The organism is Labrys sp. HAY1-8F, from assembly GCF_056754975.1.
In genome coordinates, this window is record NZ_JBPGWZ010000002.1 from 3,771,613 (window position 1) to 3,790,139 (window position 18,527).

Here is an 18,527-nt window from a genome sequence, read left to right on the forward strand (position 1 = left end):
GGTCAGGGCTCCGGATCGGTGTTGAGGCTGATGGAACGGATTGTCACCGGCAAGGGGCCGTCGGCGACCAGCACGAGTTCGCCCTCGTCACCCCAGCTCGTTTGCGGGCGAGCGTCGTAGAAGCCGGTGGCGAGTGGGGCGGCGGCGCCGAGATCATCGCTAGTGTGACGCGGGGTGATCTCCTCGGCCGTGGCTTCGTGTCGGCCAACGCGCAGCGATCCGGTTGCGAGGAAATCGATCTTGGCGAAGACGATTTTTTTGCGCCGCCCCAGGCCCGAGCCATCGCCGGCCGAAGTGGGCGAGGGCATCAGGCGGGTGCGCGAGATAAAAGGCAGGCCGACGGTGATCGTGCTGGCTGGCAGTCCCGAGGCAAGCGAGACGGCGCCGCCGGTAACGATCTGGTCGGCCTCGCGCGCCCCATCCGCCAGGATCGCAACGCGCTGGCCCTCAAGATGGCCGAGGCCGGTGATGCCGGTAGTTGGCGCGCCGCTATATTGCAGGGCGCTGTCGAGATACCAGGCCTTGTCGGGCGTGGAGGCGGCCGCCTCGAAGGGCGCTGCCATCCGTTCGATATAGCGCCTGTTCGCGCCACCGATCGTGCGCCGGACAATCAGCCATACCTCGTTGCGACCCTGTCCGGGAATCGACCCGCAGCTTTCCACGAAGCCATTGCCGCCCATTACGTGGCGATGAAGGCCGGCCATGGACTGATCTTTCTCATAGGTCATGCCGATCAACTCGCCCTTGCCGTTGGGCAGCCACACCACGCTGTCGGGCTCCTGGGCATAGCAGAGTTCGGTGATGCCGGAGACGAAGAGGTGATCGGAGAGCACTGAGATATCCGGCGTGGCATAGCCGGCCCCGCTGTCGGCCGGCACGAATTCGCGCAGTGCCTTGCCGAAGCTGGAAACGAAGACCGTCGAGTTACCGACCTTGGCCGGCCTGATCGCCTGCGAGGCGTAGGTCGAGGACAGGGACTGCCGGAAGTTATTGGCCGAAAAGGGCAGGTTGGGGCTGTCGCGGCCCATGGTGCGGGCGGCGCCGGCGGTGCCGATCAAGAGATCCGAGCCCTCGGCAATCCACTGGATTTCGTTGACGTCGGTGAGGGTGAAAGAAATCGCGTCATCGTCTTTCACCGGTACCGAAACGGAGAAGTCGAGGAAAGAACCATAGCCACCCGTCTTGGTCGCCCAAATGGCGGACGGTTGGGCATTCGTGCGAGCATAGACCTTGCGCTGTTCGAAGGTGGCGACGTGCGCCGGCCACCCGGGCGTGTTTCCCCAGGCGCCAAGGCGCCATTGCAGCGTACCCTGTGCAACGGGCAGAGGGGAGTCATCGAGTTTGGCTTGCACAACTGTGGGCGAGATAATGGCTGTAATGATAAACGAGCGATAGACTGCGTTCGATCCCAGAAGTGCCACAATACGCCCGGCATCGTCAGCGGTAAAACCGGCGCCACTATTAATGCCAACAGTTGATGATGCAGTGATTGTCACCGCTGGTGCTGCGACTGGTTCTTCGGTAAATGCTAGCTCGCCGATTGTAACGTACTGACCACCGTTGTTGGATGTAATGTTAAGGCGATAGCCAATGTACGCCGTGATATTGGTGAACCTGAAATATCGCGTCTCACCAGCTGACCAGTTGCTTTGAGCGTACTGACTATCAAGTACTGTCCAATTCATGCCGTCGTTCGACCCTTCGAAGGTCCACGATTTAGGAGCGCGATCGGTAACGGGGGTGCTGGTGACAAGCTGGGTGGTTGCCTGTACGGCATAGCCGACGATGATGTGTGAAGCGGGGAAAGTGTAGGAGAGCCAGGCTTGTGCACCGGAATCGCTATGCCAGGCCGTGCCAGCATCACGATCAAACGCACTCCATGGCGCACCTAGCGCTGTGCCACTAGCAGCCGCCGTGCCGCTCGGTGTGGTGTTGCTGTTCATCTTCGGGATAGGGTTACCGGTCCCGCTGGGCGTAAGCGAGGTTGCTGTATCATTCACTGGCAGGTACGGTCCAAACCGAAAATTGACTGTCTCTATGGACCACGACGTATCGTTCTGCCGCTTCACCCGCCGCGGCGCGTAACCCTTGTGCGTGATGTCGAGCACATCATTTGTCTGGTCGAAATCGAGCTGGAACAGGTCCGCATCGGCGTAAGGATGGGGCACCTCCACTGTGCCGACCCGCCCGCCCAGCGTATAGACCCGGAACACGCCAGCGTTGAACACCAGCATATAGGCCTGGCTTGCCGAGAAGATGAACGGGATGAAGCGGGCGGTACGCGATGAATTCTTCACCTCCTGCACGAATTGCGTGCCGGGGCGGCGGGTGAGGCCGCCCTGGCGCATCACCATGAAATTTTGGCATTCCTTCAGCCCGGTCTTGAAATGCTCGAGGTCGGCACGGCTGTGCAGCTTGGGGGAAAGCTCGCCGCGCGAGAAGACCGGCTTGAGTTCATAAGCGCCCATCAGGAACGAGCCTCGATCCAGAAATCGTCTTCGATGTCATCCGGCGTGCCTTCCAGGGCATCGATCGCCTGCGCCTCGGAAAGGGCTGCTTGCGTCTTCTGCCCAAGAGACTCGGCATAGGAGGCCTTGCCGGTGATGAAATGCGCCGCCTTCTGCGCCAGGGCCATGGCAAGCACGTCGGTGAATTGCTGGTCGAACTGGCCGGTATTCTCGACGCGCCTGACATAGCGGACGGGGCGCGGGGCCGGTTCGTCGGTGAGGATCTGGCTGCCCTCGACCTTGTGCGGAATGCTCCTGGCGTTCTCGGTGCCATCGACCGTCAGCGCCATCACCCGCAGGCAATCCACGGGCAGGTCGTAGGCAAAAGTCCAGCCGAAAGCGGGCGGTGTGGCCGATGCCGGCAGCAGGGTGCGAGCCATGGCGAAATTCCACGGGTGGCGGCGCATCAGGCTCCAGGCCATCGGCCAGAAATTGCGCCGGAACCAGCGCGCCACGGCCGAATTGTCGTCGATGGAGGCCAAAGGCACCTCGTCGAGATAATCCAGAGCCAGGTTACTGATCTCAGTGATGTCGAGATTGACGGACATGAGGCCTCCAGGCCGCGAAGATGGGTCTCGCCGGGCGGCGCGTTTGCGAAGCGCTGCGCCGCCCGGTCTGACTCGAAGGCTTTGGCCTTACCTGAAGGCGTTGGCCTGCTTGTATTCGGCGAGCCGACGGTTCACGATCTCGATCGGCGTCGCCTCGTCGATCGCGCTGCCGGCATCGTCGACGAGTTTGGCCTTGATCGCCTCGGCGCGAATGGCGGCGTCGACCGCCTCGGCCTCGTTCCTGGCCTCGCGCTCATTGGCCTTGTCCGGGATGAGCTCGAGATGCTCGTCCTCTTCGCGCACCTTGCCGACGAGCTCGACTTCCTCATCCGCCTCGACGATGCGGCCGTCGACATAGGCCTTGGCCTTGACGAGATAGCGCGCCATCTCAAAAGCCCCCCACATTCAGGCCGGAGGGGTAGTTGACGATCGCCTCGCGATCGGCGACGAGGCCCGCCGTCACCGTGCCGGCTGCGAAGGTGCCGGCCACGGTGTACTGCACGCCCAGATAGCGCTGGCGCTGGGCATCGAGCGAAAGGGCCGGCACCTGCACGCGCAGCCATTCCGAACCGGTGGTGAGGCTGGCGGCCGGGATGGCCGGCGTCTGCACGATCACATTGGGGGATGACAGATCCGCACTGGCCGAGGTGACATAGGCGAACTGCACGGAGGTGCCGCCGGTGAGCGCGGTGTTGACGCGGATCACCAGTTCCAGGCTGTCGCCGGGGCCGGGATCGCGGGCCTGGGTGAGGTCGATGGTATTGGTCGAGACGGCGCTGGCGGTGATCGCCTGCTTGTCCGACAACAGAAGTTGCTGGTCCAGGATCATGGACATGGCTCCAATGATGGGAAGGAAAGGGAAAGACGCGTGAAGCGCGGCAATCCCTCCCCGGTTTCGGGGAGGGTGGCCCGAAGGGCCGGGTGGGGGAGCGTGGCGCCACTCTCCCCCTTCCGTCGCTGCCGTGCAGCGATGGAAGGAACATCTTCGTTTGCGAAGATGTTCCGGACTTCCCCGCAGCCGGGGAAGGATTGAGCGCCTCATTCTGGAAAGTCAGCGGATCTCAGACCACGCGAGCCTCGGTGTTGAGGAGCTGGTCGGTCAGCCGCACCGGGATGCCGCGGAAGCTGAGGAAGGGCTGGCCCTGAGCGTCCGTCACCGTCTGGAAGGCGAGGGTCGACTTTTCCATGGCCTGGATGTCGCCCCAGGTCTTCACCGCCCGGTTCACGTAGAAGGCGGGCCTGCCCATCTTAAGCGAGGGGATCTTGTTGATGGCCCTGACCATCAGCCGGTAGAGGTTGGGCGGCGTCGCCGACTGCAGGCCGCCGGCCGCGGTGGTGGTGTCGATATTGGCGATGCGCACGGCATAGCGCCAGTCGCGCACGGTCAGCCCGCACTTCCACTGATACTTGGTCTGGTAGGCCTGGTAGCGCCCGCCATTGGGGTCGAGGATCGGCGCCGAGGTGGTAACGTCCTGGTGGGTGAGCCCGGCCGTGGTGCCCTTGGGATAGATGCCGTGCAGGGTGTTCGGCCCCCACACCACCAGCCAGATCGAGGTGTTGGAGGCGCCGGTGCTGCCGGCATCGATGACGTTGACGCCATTACCGGCGGTGAGGCTGGAATAGCGCGGCGACAGGCCGGTGATGCGATCGGGGTTGACGCCCACCGATTCATAGAACAGCGCCTGGGCGAATTGCTGGTTCATCGCTTCGATGAAGGCGGTGTCCTCGGTCAGGCGGAAGGCGGCGGTGTTGCCGTTGAGATCGGCGAGGTCCTTGTCGATCACCGAATAGGTTTCCAGCATGCCGCAGACATCGGTGATCTGGGCCGTGGTGCTCTTGGCCGGCGGCACGCCGTAATTGAGGCGCCGCCAGGTCGCCTGCGGCAGGCCGGTGCGGATCGTAGTCTTGTGGCCGGTGGGCAGATTGCCCTCGATCCAGGGAATGTCCTGCAGTGGTTCGTTGAGCTGGGACAGGAGCTCGGCCACCACGGCGGGCTTGCCGTTGGGGTCGAGCCGCTTGGTGACATCAACCAGCGTGGGATAGGAATTGCCGATCACGGCCATGGTTTGCTTCCTTTGAGAAAAGGTCTCACCGCCGGAACGGATCGACCGGATAGAGGGTCTCGGCTGCCGAGCGCGATTGGGCCGCCATACCGCCGGTTGCGAACTGGTCTTCCGCGTAGAGCGCCTTGCCGGCCCTCGCCATGGCCTGGGCCAGGGCGGGGGAGAGCACGTAGCCATCGGGGGAGATCAGGCCGCTCGACTTCAATTCGCCCATCAGCGCCTCGCCGCCGTTCTGGCGGATGAAGCGGTCGGCGAACTCGACGTTCTGGCGGAAGGCCTCGGTGTTCGTGTCGCCCCAGGCCCTGACCAGCGCCGATTGCGCGGCCTCGCCCCGCTGCACGATGGCCTGCACATAAGCCGATTGCTGTCCGGCCTGGTGCTGTACGAAGCGATCGTGGAGGGATTGGGCCTGCCTCGGCGTGAGGCCGGCCTCATGCGCCCAGCCCCGATAGGCGCTGGCGCTCTGGCCGTCATAGGCGAAGCCGTCGGGCAGGCCCTGGGGCAGGCGGAATTCGTAGCCTTCGGCCGTCTCGGGCCGGCCGAGCCTGGCATAGAAGACCTGCCAGTCCTCGAGCTTTGCGTCGGCTGCCGGCGGTGTGAGGGCCTTGGCCTTGAACTCGTTGTACTCGGCCTGGATGCGGTCGGCGTGGCGCGCCGACTCCACCAGCGGATCTAGCGCCTTGTAGCCTTTGCTTTCGACCCATTGCCGGCTTTCCGCATTCTGCAGGCCCGCAAGGAAGTCAGTCGCGCCGCCGGCCGGCGACCCGTTGTTGGCCGGGGGAACGGTGGCGCCGTCCGGGGTTCCCGCCATGGCGGCCCCAGGGTTTGCCTCGTCAGTCATCAGATGATGCCTTGGTTGGAACTGGCGATGGCCTCGGTGCGCGCGGCTTGCACCAGCGCGGCCTTCTCCTCGTCAGTCAGGTTGAGAAAACGAAAAAGCCGCCCGAAGGCGGCTCGCTTACCATCCGAAAACGCGCGGTCGTCGGGTGGGATGCCTTCCCCGTTCACCTGGTAGAAACCGGTGTAGTCGGCGAGGTCGGCGAGGACGATCTGCACGTCCTCGCTCCGGGGATCGAAGACGTTGTGATAGGAGAGGGCGAGCTTGAGCGTGGCCTCGTCGCCACGGGCGCGCCGGAACAGCCTGGCGAGCGCCAGCCAGTTGATCGCAAGGGCGACGCGCGCAGGGCCGCCGGAGGGATTGGGCATGCTGGGTTTCCGATGTGGGCAACAAAAAACCCCGCCGGGGGCGGGGTTGGGGATCGGAAATGTTCAAGGATGAGGGAGGGCGGGCGTGCAGCCGGGCCCTGGAACCATTGATTGGCAGAAGGCGGGAACGGGTCTGGCGACAGGCTCGCAGGTCACTGGGATCGGCGCGCCCGGACGGTGCCGGTGTCGCGCCATCCAGCGCAGCTGTCTTCAATGCCTGGAGGGGCTAGCTGGAGTGCCGGGTTGAGCCCGGCAATGGCCGAGCCAATTCGATCCGTGTTCTCGACGAAAGAGCTCTCAAGGATGGCGACCGCGCTTCTTAGTGAAGGCGAGCCGTGCACAAAAAAGCGCCCGAACCTTTCGGCCGGGCGCTTTATCTCATGCTCTTAATCTGCCATATCAGTCGATCGCCGTCAACCCCATAGTCGGCAAAGAATATTCAATCCGCAGCGTAAATCACCGAACTCGGCATGTCGATCCTGCAGGATGCAGGTCTTGAGTGCCTTGAGATAGCGCTTGCCGTCCGGCGCGTCATTGAGGGCTGTGAACATGTCCTCATAGCGCCGACGCGCCTTGGCGATCGCCTCGGGATCGTTGGCTTCCTCGCCATGGCCGCCGCCGCCCAGCATCAGCATGTCGAGCGAGCGCGGGTTGGGCGAGGCAAAGCCCATGATTTTGGCGTAGCGGATCACGGCGGCGCCGAAGCGGCAGCCCGCCTCATATTGTCGGGCATTGATCTCCTGCTGCAGGCAGAGGCGCCCGAACACCGAGCCGGCGAGCTGGCTGCGTGCTTCCCCGGGCCGGACGCCCATGCGGATACGGTTCCGGGTGGCGGTGGCGGTGATTTCGGCGACGCTCTCGCGCTGGAGCCGGCCCGAAGGTTCGCGTTGACGGATCTTCAAGAAGGGAGAGGGGCGCATCTCAGGCGGCCTCCTGGTTATGGGAAGAGGGGGGTAGATGGTGGCGAATACCGGGCGTCCCGTTTCGCGAGATTAACGAGCCGGCTCATGACTTAGCCAGCTTTCGGAGTAGGTGACCTGTTACCCCCGGCCGAGCGAAGCGAGGGGAAGGGGATCCAGGAGCCCCAAGACAGTCACGTGACCCCTGGATTCCCTTCCCGCCGCCTTTGGCGGCGCCGGGAATGACAGCGTGGCAGATCCGGTTATGGGGCAACCTCTATGCAGACTGGTATTGGATGAGTCGCTTCGAGCCTGTTTCGGGCGCTTCAGTGCTCGAGCAGGCCGGCACACATCTCGGCGGGCGAACCGATGGGAGAAAAGTCGAGGGCGCGCCAGCTATCGAGAGGCGTCGCCGTCTCCGGCCGCAGGGCATAGCTTTCCCAGCGCTTGTCGAAGCCGTGTTCGCGCCGGATGTCGTTGAGATGCTGCAGCGTGGCCCGGCGAAGCGCTTGCGCCTGGCGATCCTGCTCGCCCGTTTCCTCGCTTTCGTCGCCTTCGACCTGGTTTGGGGATGGGCCGAGCTGGGCCAGGAGAGCTGTTACGGCGCGATGGCTGCGGCCGAGGGCCCGGGCGATCTGGCGCAGATTGGCACCCTTGGCGCGCAGGGCGCGCGCGGTTTCGAGCTGGTCCACAGCACGATAGTGCCGGGGCTTGCTGTTCGGCATCGCCATGTCGATCTCCGATGAAAGGGGCTGCGAGGAAAAGGGGCTGAAAAGGGGAGCGCTCATCGCAGCCACGCGGTGACGAGGCTGACGATTGCTGCGAGGAAGGCGCCGGAGAGGGCACACAAAGCGAGGCCGAGGAGGCGGGTGCCGCCGTCGTGGCTGGGGCCGGGCAATCCGTCCCCTGCGACGTCGTGGCGGGCGAAGCCCGGATCGTCCGGCTGCTGCATGAGGCTGCCTCCTTCTTCCTGTCGTCAGTCCGTCGGGCGTCACGGTGCCGCGTACCGCCTCCGGACTTCCGGAGGTCGCGCGGCGCGCGCAAAATGCTTGCCCGGTTTGGTTTTTCGCACGGCCTGGCGGGAGACATCGGCTCCCGATGCGAAGGGCTCGGGGGCGATTGGTCCGGGAGGGAGCGTGCAATGGCTATAACTCTAATGTACCCATTATGGGTTCATTAAACAAGAGGAATGTTCCCAAAAATAATTCTAGCCAGGGTTTGATTTCTAAGGCATTGTACCCGTATGGGGAACAATCTCAAAACCTTGCGCAACGCCAAGGGCCTGTCGCAGCAAGCGCTGGCCCAGGCAATGGGTACAACCAGGTCTCAGCTCGTGAAGCTGGAGCGGGGCGAGCGGCGCCTGTCGGACATATGGATCGTGCGGGCCGCCGCGGCGCTGAAGGTCGATCCCGGCGACCTGATGTCGAACCGCCTGCATCTCGCCTCCTTCGATCCCGACGAGCACCAGCCCGACGGCTTCTTCGAACCGGAGGCGCCCGAAGCGCTGGACCCCGATGCGCCGCCGCGCATTCCCAGCAATGGCATCGTCGAGGTGGACGCCCGCGCCGGCATGGGCGGAGGCGGGCAGGTGGCGCATGCCTATTACCGCGACGGCGACAAGTTCGAGACGCGCGATGCCGTCAAGCCCGATGCCTGGGTGTTCCCGCCCTGGTTCCTACGCGGCATCGGTGCCAAGCCCGGGGAACTTCTGATCATCGAGGCCAAGGGCGATTCCATGCGCCCAACCATCGCGCCGGGAACGCCGCTGATCATCGATACCCGCCATCGCATTCCCTCGCCCGATGGAATCTATGCCATCCGCGATCGCTGGGGCGACATCCAGGCCAAGCGTATCGAAACTTCCAAGATCCTCGGCGACAACGCCATTCGGGTGATCAGCGACAATGGCGGCCACGTCCAGATCGCCCGCAGCGAGGACGAGCTGCAGATCGTCGGCAAGGTCGTCGCCGGCTGGCATTTTTTCTGATTTGGTCCCATTATGGGTTGACAAAATGTACCCATATTGGGAACATTTCTCTCATGCACTGCGGGTCTTGCCCATGATGGGAGCTGTCAGCCATGTCCGACTATACCCTGGCCTTCGAGGAGCTTCATCTCGTCCGGATCGGCGGCCTGCTGGCCGGACCTCTCGATGGCGCCGCTCACATCGGCTTCGGCCTTTCCCGCACCGCGATGCGTTTCGACAGCCTGAAACTCAATGTCTGGAACCGCCAGGAGCGCAAGGCCTCTTTCGTCACACTGAGAGAGGACGATCCCTGGTTTGACGAAATCTGCAACGCCCTCATCGTCGATGCCGTTTATGGCGCATTGATCGCCGAGGCCGTGGAAGGGTACTGGCGGCAAAAGCCCAGCGCCTATGATCGCGCCCGTGATCGCCGGGAGGCGGCGTGATGCGCGCCTTCCCCTTGATCCATCCCCTCCCGTTCAGGCGCCCACCGCGTCGAGCCTGGCCTTGAGGTCGGCAACCTGCTCTTCCAGCATGCGCACGCGCTCTTCGAGTTCGGTCAGGGCCGAAGAGGATGGCGCGGCGGCGCGAGGGGCTGGGCTGGCGATCATGGAGACCTCGACATCGCCCGAAAGCAGATGGGCGAAGCGGTCCTCGCGTTGGCCGGGCGCACGACCGATCTCCTTGACCAGAGGCGGGCGGGCGCTGGCGAGCAGATCGAGCTCCTGTTTGAGGTCGTCGACCGAGCCGAAGCTCGCCATGCGGTCGGTTCGGCTCTGCAACTCGTTCAGGGTCTGCGGCCCGCGCAGCAGCATCACCGCCAGCAGGGCCGATTGCTGCTTGGTCAGGTTGAAGCGCTGGCCGGCGAGATGTTCATAGCGCTCCACGCGTGAGCCGAAGGCGCGGCGCACCAGTCCCTGCTGTTCCAGCGTTGCGAGCGTGTGGCCGATCTCCCCCGCCTCCAGGGCCATCACCGGCTCGCGCGACGTTTTCTGGTTGGCCGCGGCCTGCAGCGCGTTCAGCGTCAGCGGATAGGCATCCGGCGTCAGCAGCTGCTTTTCGATCAGGCAGCCGAAGATGCGGGCTGCCATGGCGTTGAGAAAGGGCGGTTCCTGGGACATGCAAAAAGCAGCCTGTTTGCGCGAAGGTGTTCAGCTTCGAGTGCTACCCGCTTGCCGGCCATAACTCAACTGGGCGGCAACCATTCCCGCCCTCCCGGCTTGCGGGGGAAAGCGCTCTGATCCATACCGGATGTGTGAAATGGCTGCCTCTGCGACGGGTGCAAGGCCGGCAGGGGAGGGCGGCATGAACGGCAAGACGGCACTCATCACGGGCATGACGGGCCAGGACGGCTATTACCTCGCCAGGCTGCTGCTGACCAAGGGCTATCAGGTGCACGGCATCAAGAGGCCGTCCTCCTCCTTCAACACGGCGCGGCTCGACACGATCTACCAGGACCCGCATGTCGAGGGGCGCCGCCTGCATATCCATTATGCCGACATGCAGGATGGGCAGAGCCTCATCCGTGTCGTCGATGCCGTTGAGCCTGACGAGATCTACAATCTGGCGGCGCAGAGCCATGTGCGCGTCAGCTTCGACATGCCCGAATATACCGCCGACATCGATGCCGTCGGGGCGCTGCGCCTGCTGCAGGCCATCCGCACCCTCAAGCTGGAAAAGCATTGCCGCTTCTACCAGGCTTCCACTTCCGAACTCTATGGCGGCCAGAGCGACCAGCCGCAGGACGAAAGCTCGCCGTTCAATCCGCGCAGCCCCTATGCCATCGCCAAGCTCTATGCCCATTGGACCACGGTGAACCACCGCGAAGCCTATGGCATGCACGCCTCGAATGGCATCCTGTTCAACCATGAAAGCCCGCAGCGCGGCGAGACTTTCGTCAGTCGCAAGATCACCCGGGCGGTGGCGGCGATCGAGGCAGGCCGGCAGGACAGGCTCTATCTCGGCAATCTCGAAGCCCGGCGCGACTGGGGCCATGCCCGCGACTATGTGGAGGGCATGTGGCGCATGCTGCAGCAGGATCAGCCTGATGATTATGTGCTGGCGACGGGCTGCGCCCATTCGGTGCGCGCTTTCGTCGAACTGGCCTTTGCCCATGTCGGCCGTTCGCTCGATTGGGTCGGCGAGGGGGCGCAGAAGAGGGGGCTCGACCGTGCCAGCGGGCGCGAACTCGTCGCCATCGATCCGCGCTATTTCCGGCCCACCGAAGTCGATTGCCTCATCGGCAATGCAGCCAAGGCACAGAGCGTACTTGGGTGGCAACATTATACCACTTTCGAGAGGCTGGTGGCCGAGATGATGGCTGCCGATCTCGAAGCTGCGCGCGGCAATAATGTGGCGGGATGAAGGCGGAGATCGAGAAGGCTAGGGCCGCGCAGGTTTGAGCCTGCCCTCCTGGGCAAGATACCAGGCATAGGTCTCGGCGAGGCCTTCCTCGAGCCCGATGCGTGGGCGCCAGCCGAGTGCGGCGATGCGCGAGGAATCCATCAGCTTGCTCGGCGTGCCGTCCGGCTTGCTGCGGTCATGCGTGGTGGCGCCGGTATAGCCGACGACGCGCTTCACCGCTTCCAGGAGCTCCAGGATGGTGATGTCCCGTCCGGCCCCGATATTGATCGGCTTTTCGTCGGAATAGTTCATGGCGAGGTGCACCAAAGCGTCGGCGCAGTCGTCGACATGCAGGAATTCGCGCCGAGGGGTGCCGCTGCCCCAGATCTCGATGGAGGGTGTCCCGCGCAGCCTGGCTTCGTGCACCCGCCGGATGAAGGCGGCGAGGACATGGCTCGACGCCAGGTCGAAATTGTCGTGCGGGCCATAGAGATTGCAGGGCATGGCGGCGATGAAGTCGCAGCCATGCTGGCGCCGATAGGCCTGGACCAGCTTGAGGCCGGCGATCTTGGCGATCGCATACCATTCATTGGTCGGTTCGAGCGGGCCCGACAGCAACTGGTCCTCGCCAATCGGCTGGGCAGCCTCCCGCGGGTAGATGCAACTCGAGCCGAGCAGGACGAGCTTGGCCACGCCGGCCCGCGCGGCCGCATGCACGACATTGGTCTCGATGGCGAGATTGTCATAGAGGAAATCGGCCGGAAGACTGGCATTGGCAAGGATGCCGCCGACCTTGGCGGCAGCGAGGAAGATTACCTCAGGGCGCATCCGCTCGATCCAGGCCTCCGTCTCGGCCTGCCGCCTGAGGTCGAGCTCGGCTCTGCCCGCCGTCAGCAGGGTACAGCCTTCGCCCTGCAGCCGCCGCATCAACGCGGCCCCGACCATGCCGCGATGGCCGGCGACCCACACCCGTTTGCCGTGCAGCGACATCATGGGGATTTCACCTCGGTTCGGTCTCCACCATCCCCTCTATAGCAGGCCCGCCAAAACAAAAACCCGGCGCAGGGCCGGGTTTTTGTCGAATTGTGGTCGATCGGATCAGAATTTGTAGCTGACGCCGAGCGTTGCTGTGGTCTGATTCCAGCCGGCCTTGACCCGGCCATTGGCCGTTTCATAGCCCTTCTTCTGGAAGTCGGAATAGCGCACCTCGGCGCGGCCGATCCAGTTTTGCGTGAAGGCATATTCGGCGCCCAGACCCACGGTCCAGCCGATATGGGTGTTGTCGTCGCTCGACGCATAGGGGGTGCCGAAGGACTGACCCCGGTCGGAGAGCTTACCATTGGCGAAGGCAACACCGCCGGTGGCATAGAGCAGGATATTGTCGATGGCGTAGCCGGCACGAACACGCAGCGAACCCTGCCACTCGCTCTTCATCTGCAGGCGTCCGGTGACGCCCCCGCCCGAATAGCTGTAAAGATGGCTGCCCTTGAGATCGGTGTAGTCGATATCGGCTTCGCCGCCGATCACGAATTGGTCGATCTGGTAGTTGTAGCCGGCATGCGCGCCACCGACGAAGCCGTTCATGTTGAACTTGTCGGCGGGGACCGGCCCGTTCTCTGAGAACAGGTGACTCTGGTTGTCGTCCTCGCGGCCCCACCCATAGCCGGCATGCACGCCGATATAGGGACCCGACCAGTTATAGGGGGTGTAGGCGGGAGCGACGGGCTCGACGGCCTGCGGGGCGAGGTCGGCAGCGCTGGCTGCACCCGCAAACAGGGCCACGGCCATCACGGTCGGTACGAAAATTGCCTTGAACATCAACGCCCCTCGCTCTTACCCGGTACCGCGACTTATTCGGTCCCGAAACATTCCTATATGCAAAGCTATGAGAGAGCTGCGATTCCAAGTCAAAGGAATTGCCCGGCATTACGGTCGCCAGCCATATTTTCGCCATGGGATGTGGCAGATCGGTAACAGTACTTGAGTACCGATACCGAATCATACCTCTCATGCACTAGAAAAAGCCCTGGCCAGTCATAGAAATATGGGCACGGAATGCGTTTCCGTGACAGTTCCCCAGAGGAAGCGGTGGGCCGTCGTCGCCGCTGCCGTCTCCTCGATTGACAGCTCCCTATCTTCTACCTACACGTGAATCCATCGGTTTCCAAAATGGCATACCGCCTGCTGCAAGAAACGACGAGGTTTAAGATGGCCGCCACTGCCACCGCTATGAAGCTCAATGCCGCGAACTCGGCTCCGACGGCCTCCGTCAAGAAGGCTGGCGTCCTCGCTGCCCGCGCGCCCTACGAGGCTCCCAAGGTGCTGTCGATGTCCGTCAAGGAAATGTCGACCGACAATGCCTTGTCGATGATGGGCAATGTTGGCGACGCGGAATGACGGCGCTGCGCTGCTGAGAAGGTGGCGCCAACGACGCTCTTCCATTTCCATCGTTATTATACGCAGGGCCTCCGGCGACGCTTGTTGCATCGGAGGCTTTGTTTTATCTGAAATATCGGGTTTCCCATGATGCAGAGCCGGGTAAGCACATCCGCGGCGATGATCGTGAAGAACGAAGCGCGATTTCTGCAGGGCTGCCTGGAAACGCTGGCTGAAAAGGTCGACGAGATCGTCATCGTCGATACCGGCTCAACCGACGGTACGATCGAGACCGCCGAAAGCGCCGGTGTGCGGCTGTTGCACCAGGCCTGGCGAGGGGACTTCGCCGGTCCGCGCAATTTCGGCCTCGATCAGGTCCGCACCGACTGGGTGCTCTATATTGATGCCGATGAGCGCCTGGGCCTGCCGCGGGGCGGCCGCCTCGCTGACTATATCGATCCCGAGGCCGTCGCCGGCTTCGTGCGCTTCCAGCCCAAGACCAATTTCACCCGCTATCGCGAATGGCGCTTGTTCCGGGCCGATCCGCGCATCCGCTTTGCCGGCATGATTCATGAGACCATGGTACCCGCCATCAAGGCGGTGAGCCGGCAGGAAGGGTGGCCGGTGGTGCAGACGGATGTCGAGATCGATCATCTGGGCTATGATGGCGACATCTCCCACAAGCATCCGCGCAATCTGGCTTTGCTGGAGCAGGCCTTGCCGCTCGATCCCGACCGGCTGTTCTATTGGCATCATCTGGCGGAGACCTATGCCGGGCTCGGCCGGCTGGAAGAGGCCGAGAATGCCGCCCGGCAAGGCCTCGCGCGGGCCGAAGGGCAGGATGACGACAATCGCAGTGCGACCGCGAGCCTGCTCTATCAATTCCTGGCGCGGACCGAACTGCAGCACGGACGCGATCCGCTTGACCTGATTGCATCCGCGCTGGCGCGCCAACCCGACGACTATGCCCTGCATTTTCTCAAGGGCCGCGCACTCCTGGCGGCCGGTCGGGCCGAGCAGGCGCTTGAGGTCGCTCATTTCCTGCGCGATATCGACCCGGATGGGTTGCCCGATGGCTGGCTCGCCTTCGACCGTGCGCTGTTTACCGACAAGGCCTGTGAGTTGGCGGCGCTCGCCTGCCTTGATCTGCAGCGGCATTCCGAAGCCGGCAAATATTTTGCGGATGCATCGCGCCTTGCTCCCGAGGTGCTGGCCTATCGCGTCAAGGCCGCAGCCTTTGGCGGCGGCTCGCCAGTGAATGTGTGAGAGCCTTCGGATGGAACCGAGTCACAATCTCGTATTGGTGCATAGCGAAGGCTGGCAGAGCGTGGCTGATTTCGAAGCCATCAAGGGCTTCGTTGAGGAAATGGCGCCCGATATCGAGGTGTTCATCGCTTCCAACGACGCCCCTTCCTCCTATACGCGCAAGAAGGCCGCCGCCCGGCCGGCCTTGATTTTTTCGCCGATCCGGCTACTGCGCTTCAAGCCGGATCGTGGCAGGATTTATCAGGGCCAGCCGATGTCGAAACTGGTCGAAGTGCAGCGGCTGGCTGCGGCCGGCGTGCCGGTGCCACCCTTCGAGGAGATCGGCCCCGATACGATGCTCTCGCCCGAGATTTACGGTCCCTTGGCGGTGGTCAAGCCGTCCTACCCCTTCGCCTCCTGGGGCCAGGGCGTCGAGCTCCAGCACAGCGATAAAATTCGCTACAGGCAGCCTGGAGACTATCCCTCTGGCCATCCTGGCCGCCAGGGGCCGATGATCGCGCAGAAATTCGTCGATTGCGGCCATGCCATGACCTGCCGTGTGCTGACTCTGTTCGGTGAGACCATCTTTACCTTCGGGCGCGAATCCACCAGACCGCTGGCGCTCGATCTCACCAAAGAGACCTATGAGGTTGCCGACTTCATGCCGGCGCCGCCCGATGTTTTCGTTTATGCCACCCATGAGCCCGACATCCTGGCCCTGGCTGCCGAGGCCTACCGGGCCATGCCGGAAGTGGCTCTGCAGGCCTGCGACATCCTGCGGGCACAGACGGGCGAACTCTATATCATCGAGGTCAATCCGGGCGGTGGCACCTGGATGTTTTCCAGCAAGCTGGCGGACCGCTATCGCGAGCGCCTTGGTGTTGAGAGCCTCACGGCCGAATTCGATGCCTTCCGCACCTGTGCCCGCCTGCTGGTGGAGCGCACGCGGGCCGAGGCGGAGTAGGCGGAGGAATTCTTCGAGGGGTATTTGCCCCGTCTACGCTTCCTTCTCGCCGAGTGTGGGACGCACGCGCAGCCAGTGCAGCAGGAGAGCCACGCCGAGGAAGGCGGTTCCGCCGAGATCGGCCAAGGCGTCGGCGGCGAGCAGCAGAGCACCGCCAATGGTGGCCAAGATGCGTTCGAGTGCCTTGGCATGGCGCAGGGCATAGCCTGTCGCGCCTATGGCGAGGCCGACGAGGGCGAGGCAGGAGGTCGCGGTGGTCAGCAGCACCTGCAGCCATTCGCCGAGATCGGAAGGCCAGCCGCCGCTGGGGGTAAGCATGAGCAGGCGCAGGCCGTCCGGCGTCAGGCAGAACATGAAGGGCACCAGGAAGGCAGGCAGCGTGTATTTCCAAGCCTGGATCATGGTGCGGAAGGGCGTTCCGCCGGTGATCGCGGCAGCGGCAAAGGGCGCCAGCGCCGTAGGCGGCGAGACGTCCGCCAGCACCGCGTAATAGAACAGGAACATGTGGGCGGCCGGTTCCGGGACACCGACGCCGGTCAGTGCCGGCACCAGCATCACCGCTGCGATGACGTAGCTCGCCGTAACCGGCACGGCGGTGCCGAGGATCCACATGGCGATGGCCGCGAGGATGATCACCACCACCCGCTCGCCGCCACCAAGCGTGACGATGATCGAGGAGATGGTGAGGCCCAGGCCCGTGAGGTTGACCACGGAGACGATGATGCCGGCACAGGCGCAGATCGAGGCGATGCCGAGCACCGAGCGCGAACCGTCGATCAAGGCCTCGATCATCCGCGTCGAGGCCGGGGTCGGTGTGCGCCCGGCGCGCAGGGCCAGCCAGGCTTCCAGCGCGGAGGCGAGCACCGCTGCAGCCATGCCCCAGAACACGCAGACCGAGATGCGCCCGTCGAAGAGATTGACCAAGCCGATCTGCGCCGACAGGCCGGATTTGCCGAAGCCATAGGCGGCGAGGACGGCGACCACACCGATTGCGAAGGCGCGCGGCGTCACCAGGCGGGAATGCGCGCGGATCATTGACAGGCCGAAGGCGATGGCGATCGACCAGAACACCGCCAGGAAGGAGGTGAAGCCGAGAATGAGAAAGACGGCGATCGCACCCAGGGAGAGGAAGTGATAGCCCTCCCTGCGGGTCAATTGCCACAACGAGGCGTCGGATGTCTTCACCGGCGTGACCTTGAGGCGACGGGCATCCGCCTCCGTCATCAGCCAGCAGGAGAGGTAATAGAGCAGGGTCGGAATGGTGGCGTAGATCAGGATGTCGAGATAATCGACATTGAGATATTCGGCGATGATGAAGGCGGCCGCCCCCAGCGTGGGCGGCGACAGGGTGGCGCCGATTCCGGCTGCCGAGAGCATGCCGCCGGCGACGTTGGGCGTATAGCCCGAGCGGCGCAGCATCGGCCAGGCAAGGGAGGCGATGGTCACGGTGGTGGCGACACCCGAGCCCGAGACGGTGCCGAGCAGGAAGCCCGAGGTCACCACGGCGCGGCCGGGCGCTGAGGGCGATGGCTTCTTGCCGAACAGGGCGAAGGCCCAATCGATGAAGAACTTGCCGGCGCCGCCACGCTCCAGCACTGCGCCATAGATGGTGAACAGGATGATGAAGGTGGCGGCGACGTCGAGCGGCGTCGAGAATAAGCCTTCCAGCGTCAAGGCGTTCTGGCCGATGATGCGCTGCAGGGAGAAGCCGCGATGGTCGAAGGGCTCGGGGATCGATGGCCCGAAATAGCAATAGATCAGGAAGATGATGGCGATCGCCGGCAGGATCCAGCCGACGGTGCGGCGGGTTGCCTCCAGTACCAGGAGGATCAGCGCGCCGCCGAGCACCAGTTCTTCCGGCGTCGGGCGCGTGGGTCGGGCCTTGTAGTTCTCGATGGTCAGGCACAGCACCAGCGCCGTGCCGACGCAGAGAGCGACCAGGATCCAGTCGAGCACGCGGGTGGTGATCAAGAGCCGGCTGCGCGTTGCCAGCGGCATCAGGGCAAAGGTGAGACCCACGACAACGAGCTGCAGCGCTGCCGGCAGGCTGCGGGCGAAGATGCCGCTCTGCAGCGCCAAAGCGATGCAGGCGAGGGCGCCGAGAAGCCCGGCCAGCCATTCCTCGATCGAGGCGGCCCGCGGCGCGCGGTCGCGCACCAAAGGGAAGAGGGCGAAGACCAGCGCCAGCACGATGGCCAGGAAGCTGACCCGGTAGATCGTGGTGTTGACGGCGAACTGCGTCCAATAGAGCACATAGGCAGAAAGGCCGAAGAGCGAAAGGCCGGTCACCCGCCCGAGCCAGCCGGAAAGATGCGCGGCCGGGCCGCCCTCATTGTCGGAAGCGAGCCTCTCGAATTCCTCTTCGGTCAGCTCGACCCTGGTTTCGGTTTCACGCATGCTGGTTGCTTTG

The 18,527-nt window shown here is 63.9% G+C and carries 20 protein-coding genes; 6 read left to right on the top strand and 14 right to left on the bottom strand.

The genetic code is table 11. The features are described 5' to 3' along the window. Positions 1 to 2: 2 nt before the first annotated feature. The 10 genes from ACR9ZN_RS26440 to ACR9ZN_RS26485 all read right to left on the bottom strand — a co-directional run bounded on the left by ACR9ZN_RS26440 (position 3) and on the right by ACR9ZN_RS26485 (position 8,175). On the bottom strand, positions 3 to 2,468 hold the full coding sequence (locus ACR9ZN_RS26440) for a discoidin domain-containing protein (protein WP_481273588.1): 2,466 nt from the start codon (positions 2,466 to 2,468) through the stop codon (positions 3 to 5). Beyond that, a complete protein-coding gene (locus tag ACR9ZN_RS26445; protein WP_481273589.1) occupies positions 2,468 to 3,055 on the bottom strand; it encodes a phage connector family protein in 588 nt (195 codons plus the stop codon). The genes ACR9ZN_RS26440 and ACR9ZN_RS26445 overlap by 1 nt, the downstream gene beginning before the upstream one ends. Positions 3,056 to 3,142: 87 nt before the next feature. Beyond that, positions 3,143 to 3,442 carry a hypothetical protein gene (locus ACR9ZN_RS26450; RefSeq protein WP_434959382.1) on the bottom strand — a complete coding sequence of 100 codons (300 nt, stop codon included), beginning with the start codon at positions 3,440 to 3,442 and terminating at the stop codon, positions 3,143 to 3,145. A gap of 1 nt (position 3,443) precedes the next feature. Further along, positions 3,444 to 3,884 carry a Bbp16 family capsid cement protein gene (locus ACR9ZN_RS26455; RefSeq protein ID WP_481273590.1) on the bottom strand — a complete coding sequence of 147 codons (441 nt, stop codon included), beginning with the start codon at positions 3,882 to 3,884 and terminating at the stop codon, positions 3,444 to 3,446. Between the two features lie 232 nt (positions 3,885 to 4,116). Beyond that, on the bottom strand, positions 4,117 to 5,118 hold the full coding sequence (locus tag ACR9ZN_RS26460) for a major capsid protein (protein ID WP_434959384.1): 1,002 nt from the start codon (positions 5,116 to 5,118) through the stop codon (positions 4,117 to 4,119). Positions 5,119 to 5,143: 25 nt separating this feature from the next. Then, entirely contained in the window at positions 5,144 to 5,959 is an 816-nt protein-coding gene (locus ACR9ZN_RS26465; RefSeq protein ID WP_481273591.1) for a hypothetical protein, read from the bottom strand. Further along, complete coding sequence (locus ACR9ZN_RS26470) at positions 5,959 to 6,324, bottom strand: Bbp19 family protein (RefSeq protein WP_481273592.1); 366 nt, start codon at positions 6,322 to 6,324, stop codon at positions 5,959 to 5,961. Before ACR9ZN_RS26470 ends, ACR9ZN_RS26465 begins: the two co-directional genes overlap by 1 nt. 413 nt (positions 6,325 to 6,737) lie before the next feature. Further along, positions 6,738 to 7,244 (bottom strand): hypothetical protein, encoded by a 507-nt coding sequence (locus ACR9ZN_RS26475; protein WP_454812202.1) that lies wholly within the window; start codon positions 7,242 to 7,244, stop codon positions 6,738 to 6,740. A gap of 305 nt (positions 7,245 to 7,549) precedes the next feature. Then, on the bottom strand, positions 7,550 to 7,954 hold the full coding sequence (locus ACR9ZN_RS26480) for a hypothetical protein (RefSeq protein ID WP_454812203.1): 405 nt from the start codon (positions 7,952 to 7,954) through the stop codon (positions 7,550 to 7,552). Between the two features lie 53 nt (positions 7,955 to 8,007). After that, the gene (locus ACR9ZN_RS26485; RefSeq protein ID WP_434959389.1) at positions 8,008 to 8,175 is read right to left on the bottom strand and encodes a hypothetical protein; all 168 of its coding nucleotides are present in this window, start codon (positions 8,173 to 8,175) and stop codon (positions 8,008 to 8,010) included. Between the two features lie 291 nt (positions 8,176 to 8,466). Here ACR9ZN_RS26485 and ACR9ZN_RS26490 point away from each other — a divergent pair, with 291 nt between their 5' ends. Both ACR9ZN_RS26490 and ACR9ZN_RS26495 read left to right on the top strand, forming a co-directional pair. Continuing rightward, positions 8,467 to 9,210 carry an XRE family transcriptional regulator gene (locus tag ACR9ZN_RS26490; RefSeq protein ID WP_434959390.1) on the top strand — a complete coding sequence of 248 codons (744 nt, stop codon included), beginning with the start codon at positions 8,467 to 8,469 and terminating at the stop codon, positions 9,208 to 9,210. 92 nt (positions 9,211 to 9,302) lie between these two features. Next, positions 9,303 to 9,635: a hypothetical protein gene (locus ACR9ZN_RS26495; RefSeq protein ID WP_434959391.1), complete on the top strand. Its 333-nt coding sequence runs from the start codon at positions 9,303 to 9,305 to the stop codon at positions 9,633 to 9,635. Between the two features lie 33 nt (positions 9,636 to 9,668). Here the strand turns inward: ACR9ZN_RS26495 and ACR9ZN_RS26500 are convergent, their stop codons facing one another. Beyond that, a complete protein-coding gene (locus tag ACR9ZN_RS26500; RefSeq protein WP_434959392.1) occupies positions 9,669 to 10,310 on the bottom strand; it encodes a YceH family protein in 642 nt (213 codons plus the stop codon). Between the two features lie 184 nt (positions 10,311 to 10,494). Between ACR9ZN_RS26500 and gmd the strand changes: the two genes are divergently transcribed. Next, the gene (gene gmd, locus ACR9ZN_RS26505; RefSeq protein ID WP_454816656.1) at positions 10,495 to 11,553 is read left to right on the top strand and encodes a GDP-mannose 4,6-dehydratase; all 1,059 of its coding nucleotides are present in this window, start codon (positions 10,495 to 10,497) and stop codon (positions 11,551 to 11,553) included. An 18-nt stretch (positions 11,554 to 11,571) separates the two neighbouring features. Here the strand turns inward: gmd and ACR9ZN_RS26510 are convergent, their stop codons facing one another. Then, positions 11,572 to 12,525: a GDP-L-fucose synthase family protein gene (locus ACR9ZN_RS26510; protein WP_481273593.1), complete on the bottom strand. Its 954-nt coding sequence runs from the start codon at positions 12,523 to 12,525 to the stop codon at positions 11,572 to 11,574. 105 nt (positions 12,526 to 12,630) lie between these two features. Further along, positions 12,631 to 13,350, bottom strand: coding sequence for an outer membrane protein (locus tag ACR9ZN_RS26515; protein WP_481273594.1), 720 nt, complete (start codon positions 13,348 to 13,350; stop codon positions 12,631 to 12,633). A 390-nt stretch (positions 13,351 to 13,740) separates the two neighbouring features. Between ACR9ZN_RS26515 and ACR9ZN_RS26520 the strand changes: the two genes are divergently transcribed. From ACR9ZN_RS26520 to ACR9ZN_RS26530, 3 genes are all read left to right on the top strand, one after another. Beyond that, a complete protein-coding gene (locus tag ACR9ZN_RS26520; RefSeq protein ID WP_454812208.1) occupies positions 13,741 to 13,929 on the top strand; it encodes a hypothetical protein in 189 nt (62 codons plus the stop codon). Positions 13,930 to 14,088: 159 nt separating this feature from the next. Then, positions 14,089 to 15,174 (top strand): glycosyltransferase, encoded by a 1,086-nt coding sequence (locus ACR9ZN_RS26525; protein WP_481274396.1) that lies wholly within the window; start codon positions 14,089 to 14,091, stop codon positions 15,172 to 15,174. 10 nt (positions 15,175 to 15,184) lie between these two features. Then, positions 15,185 to 16,117: an ATP-grasp domain-containing protein gene (locus ACR9ZN_RS26530; RefSeq protein WP_481273595.1), complete on the top strand. Its 933-nt coding sequence runs from the start codon at positions 15,185 to 15,187 to the stop codon at positions 16,115 to 16,117. A gap of 33 nt (positions 16,118 to 16,150) precedes the next feature. Here ACR9ZN_RS26530 and ACR9ZN_RS26535 read toward each other — a convergent pair whose 3' ends face one another. Next, a complete protein-coding gene (locus ACR9ZN_RS26535; RefSeq protein WP_481273596.1) occupies positions 16,151 to 18,514 on the bottom strand; it encodes a TRAP transporter permease in 2,364 nt (787 codons plus the stop codon). Positions 18,515 to 18,527: the final 13 nt, after the last annotated feature.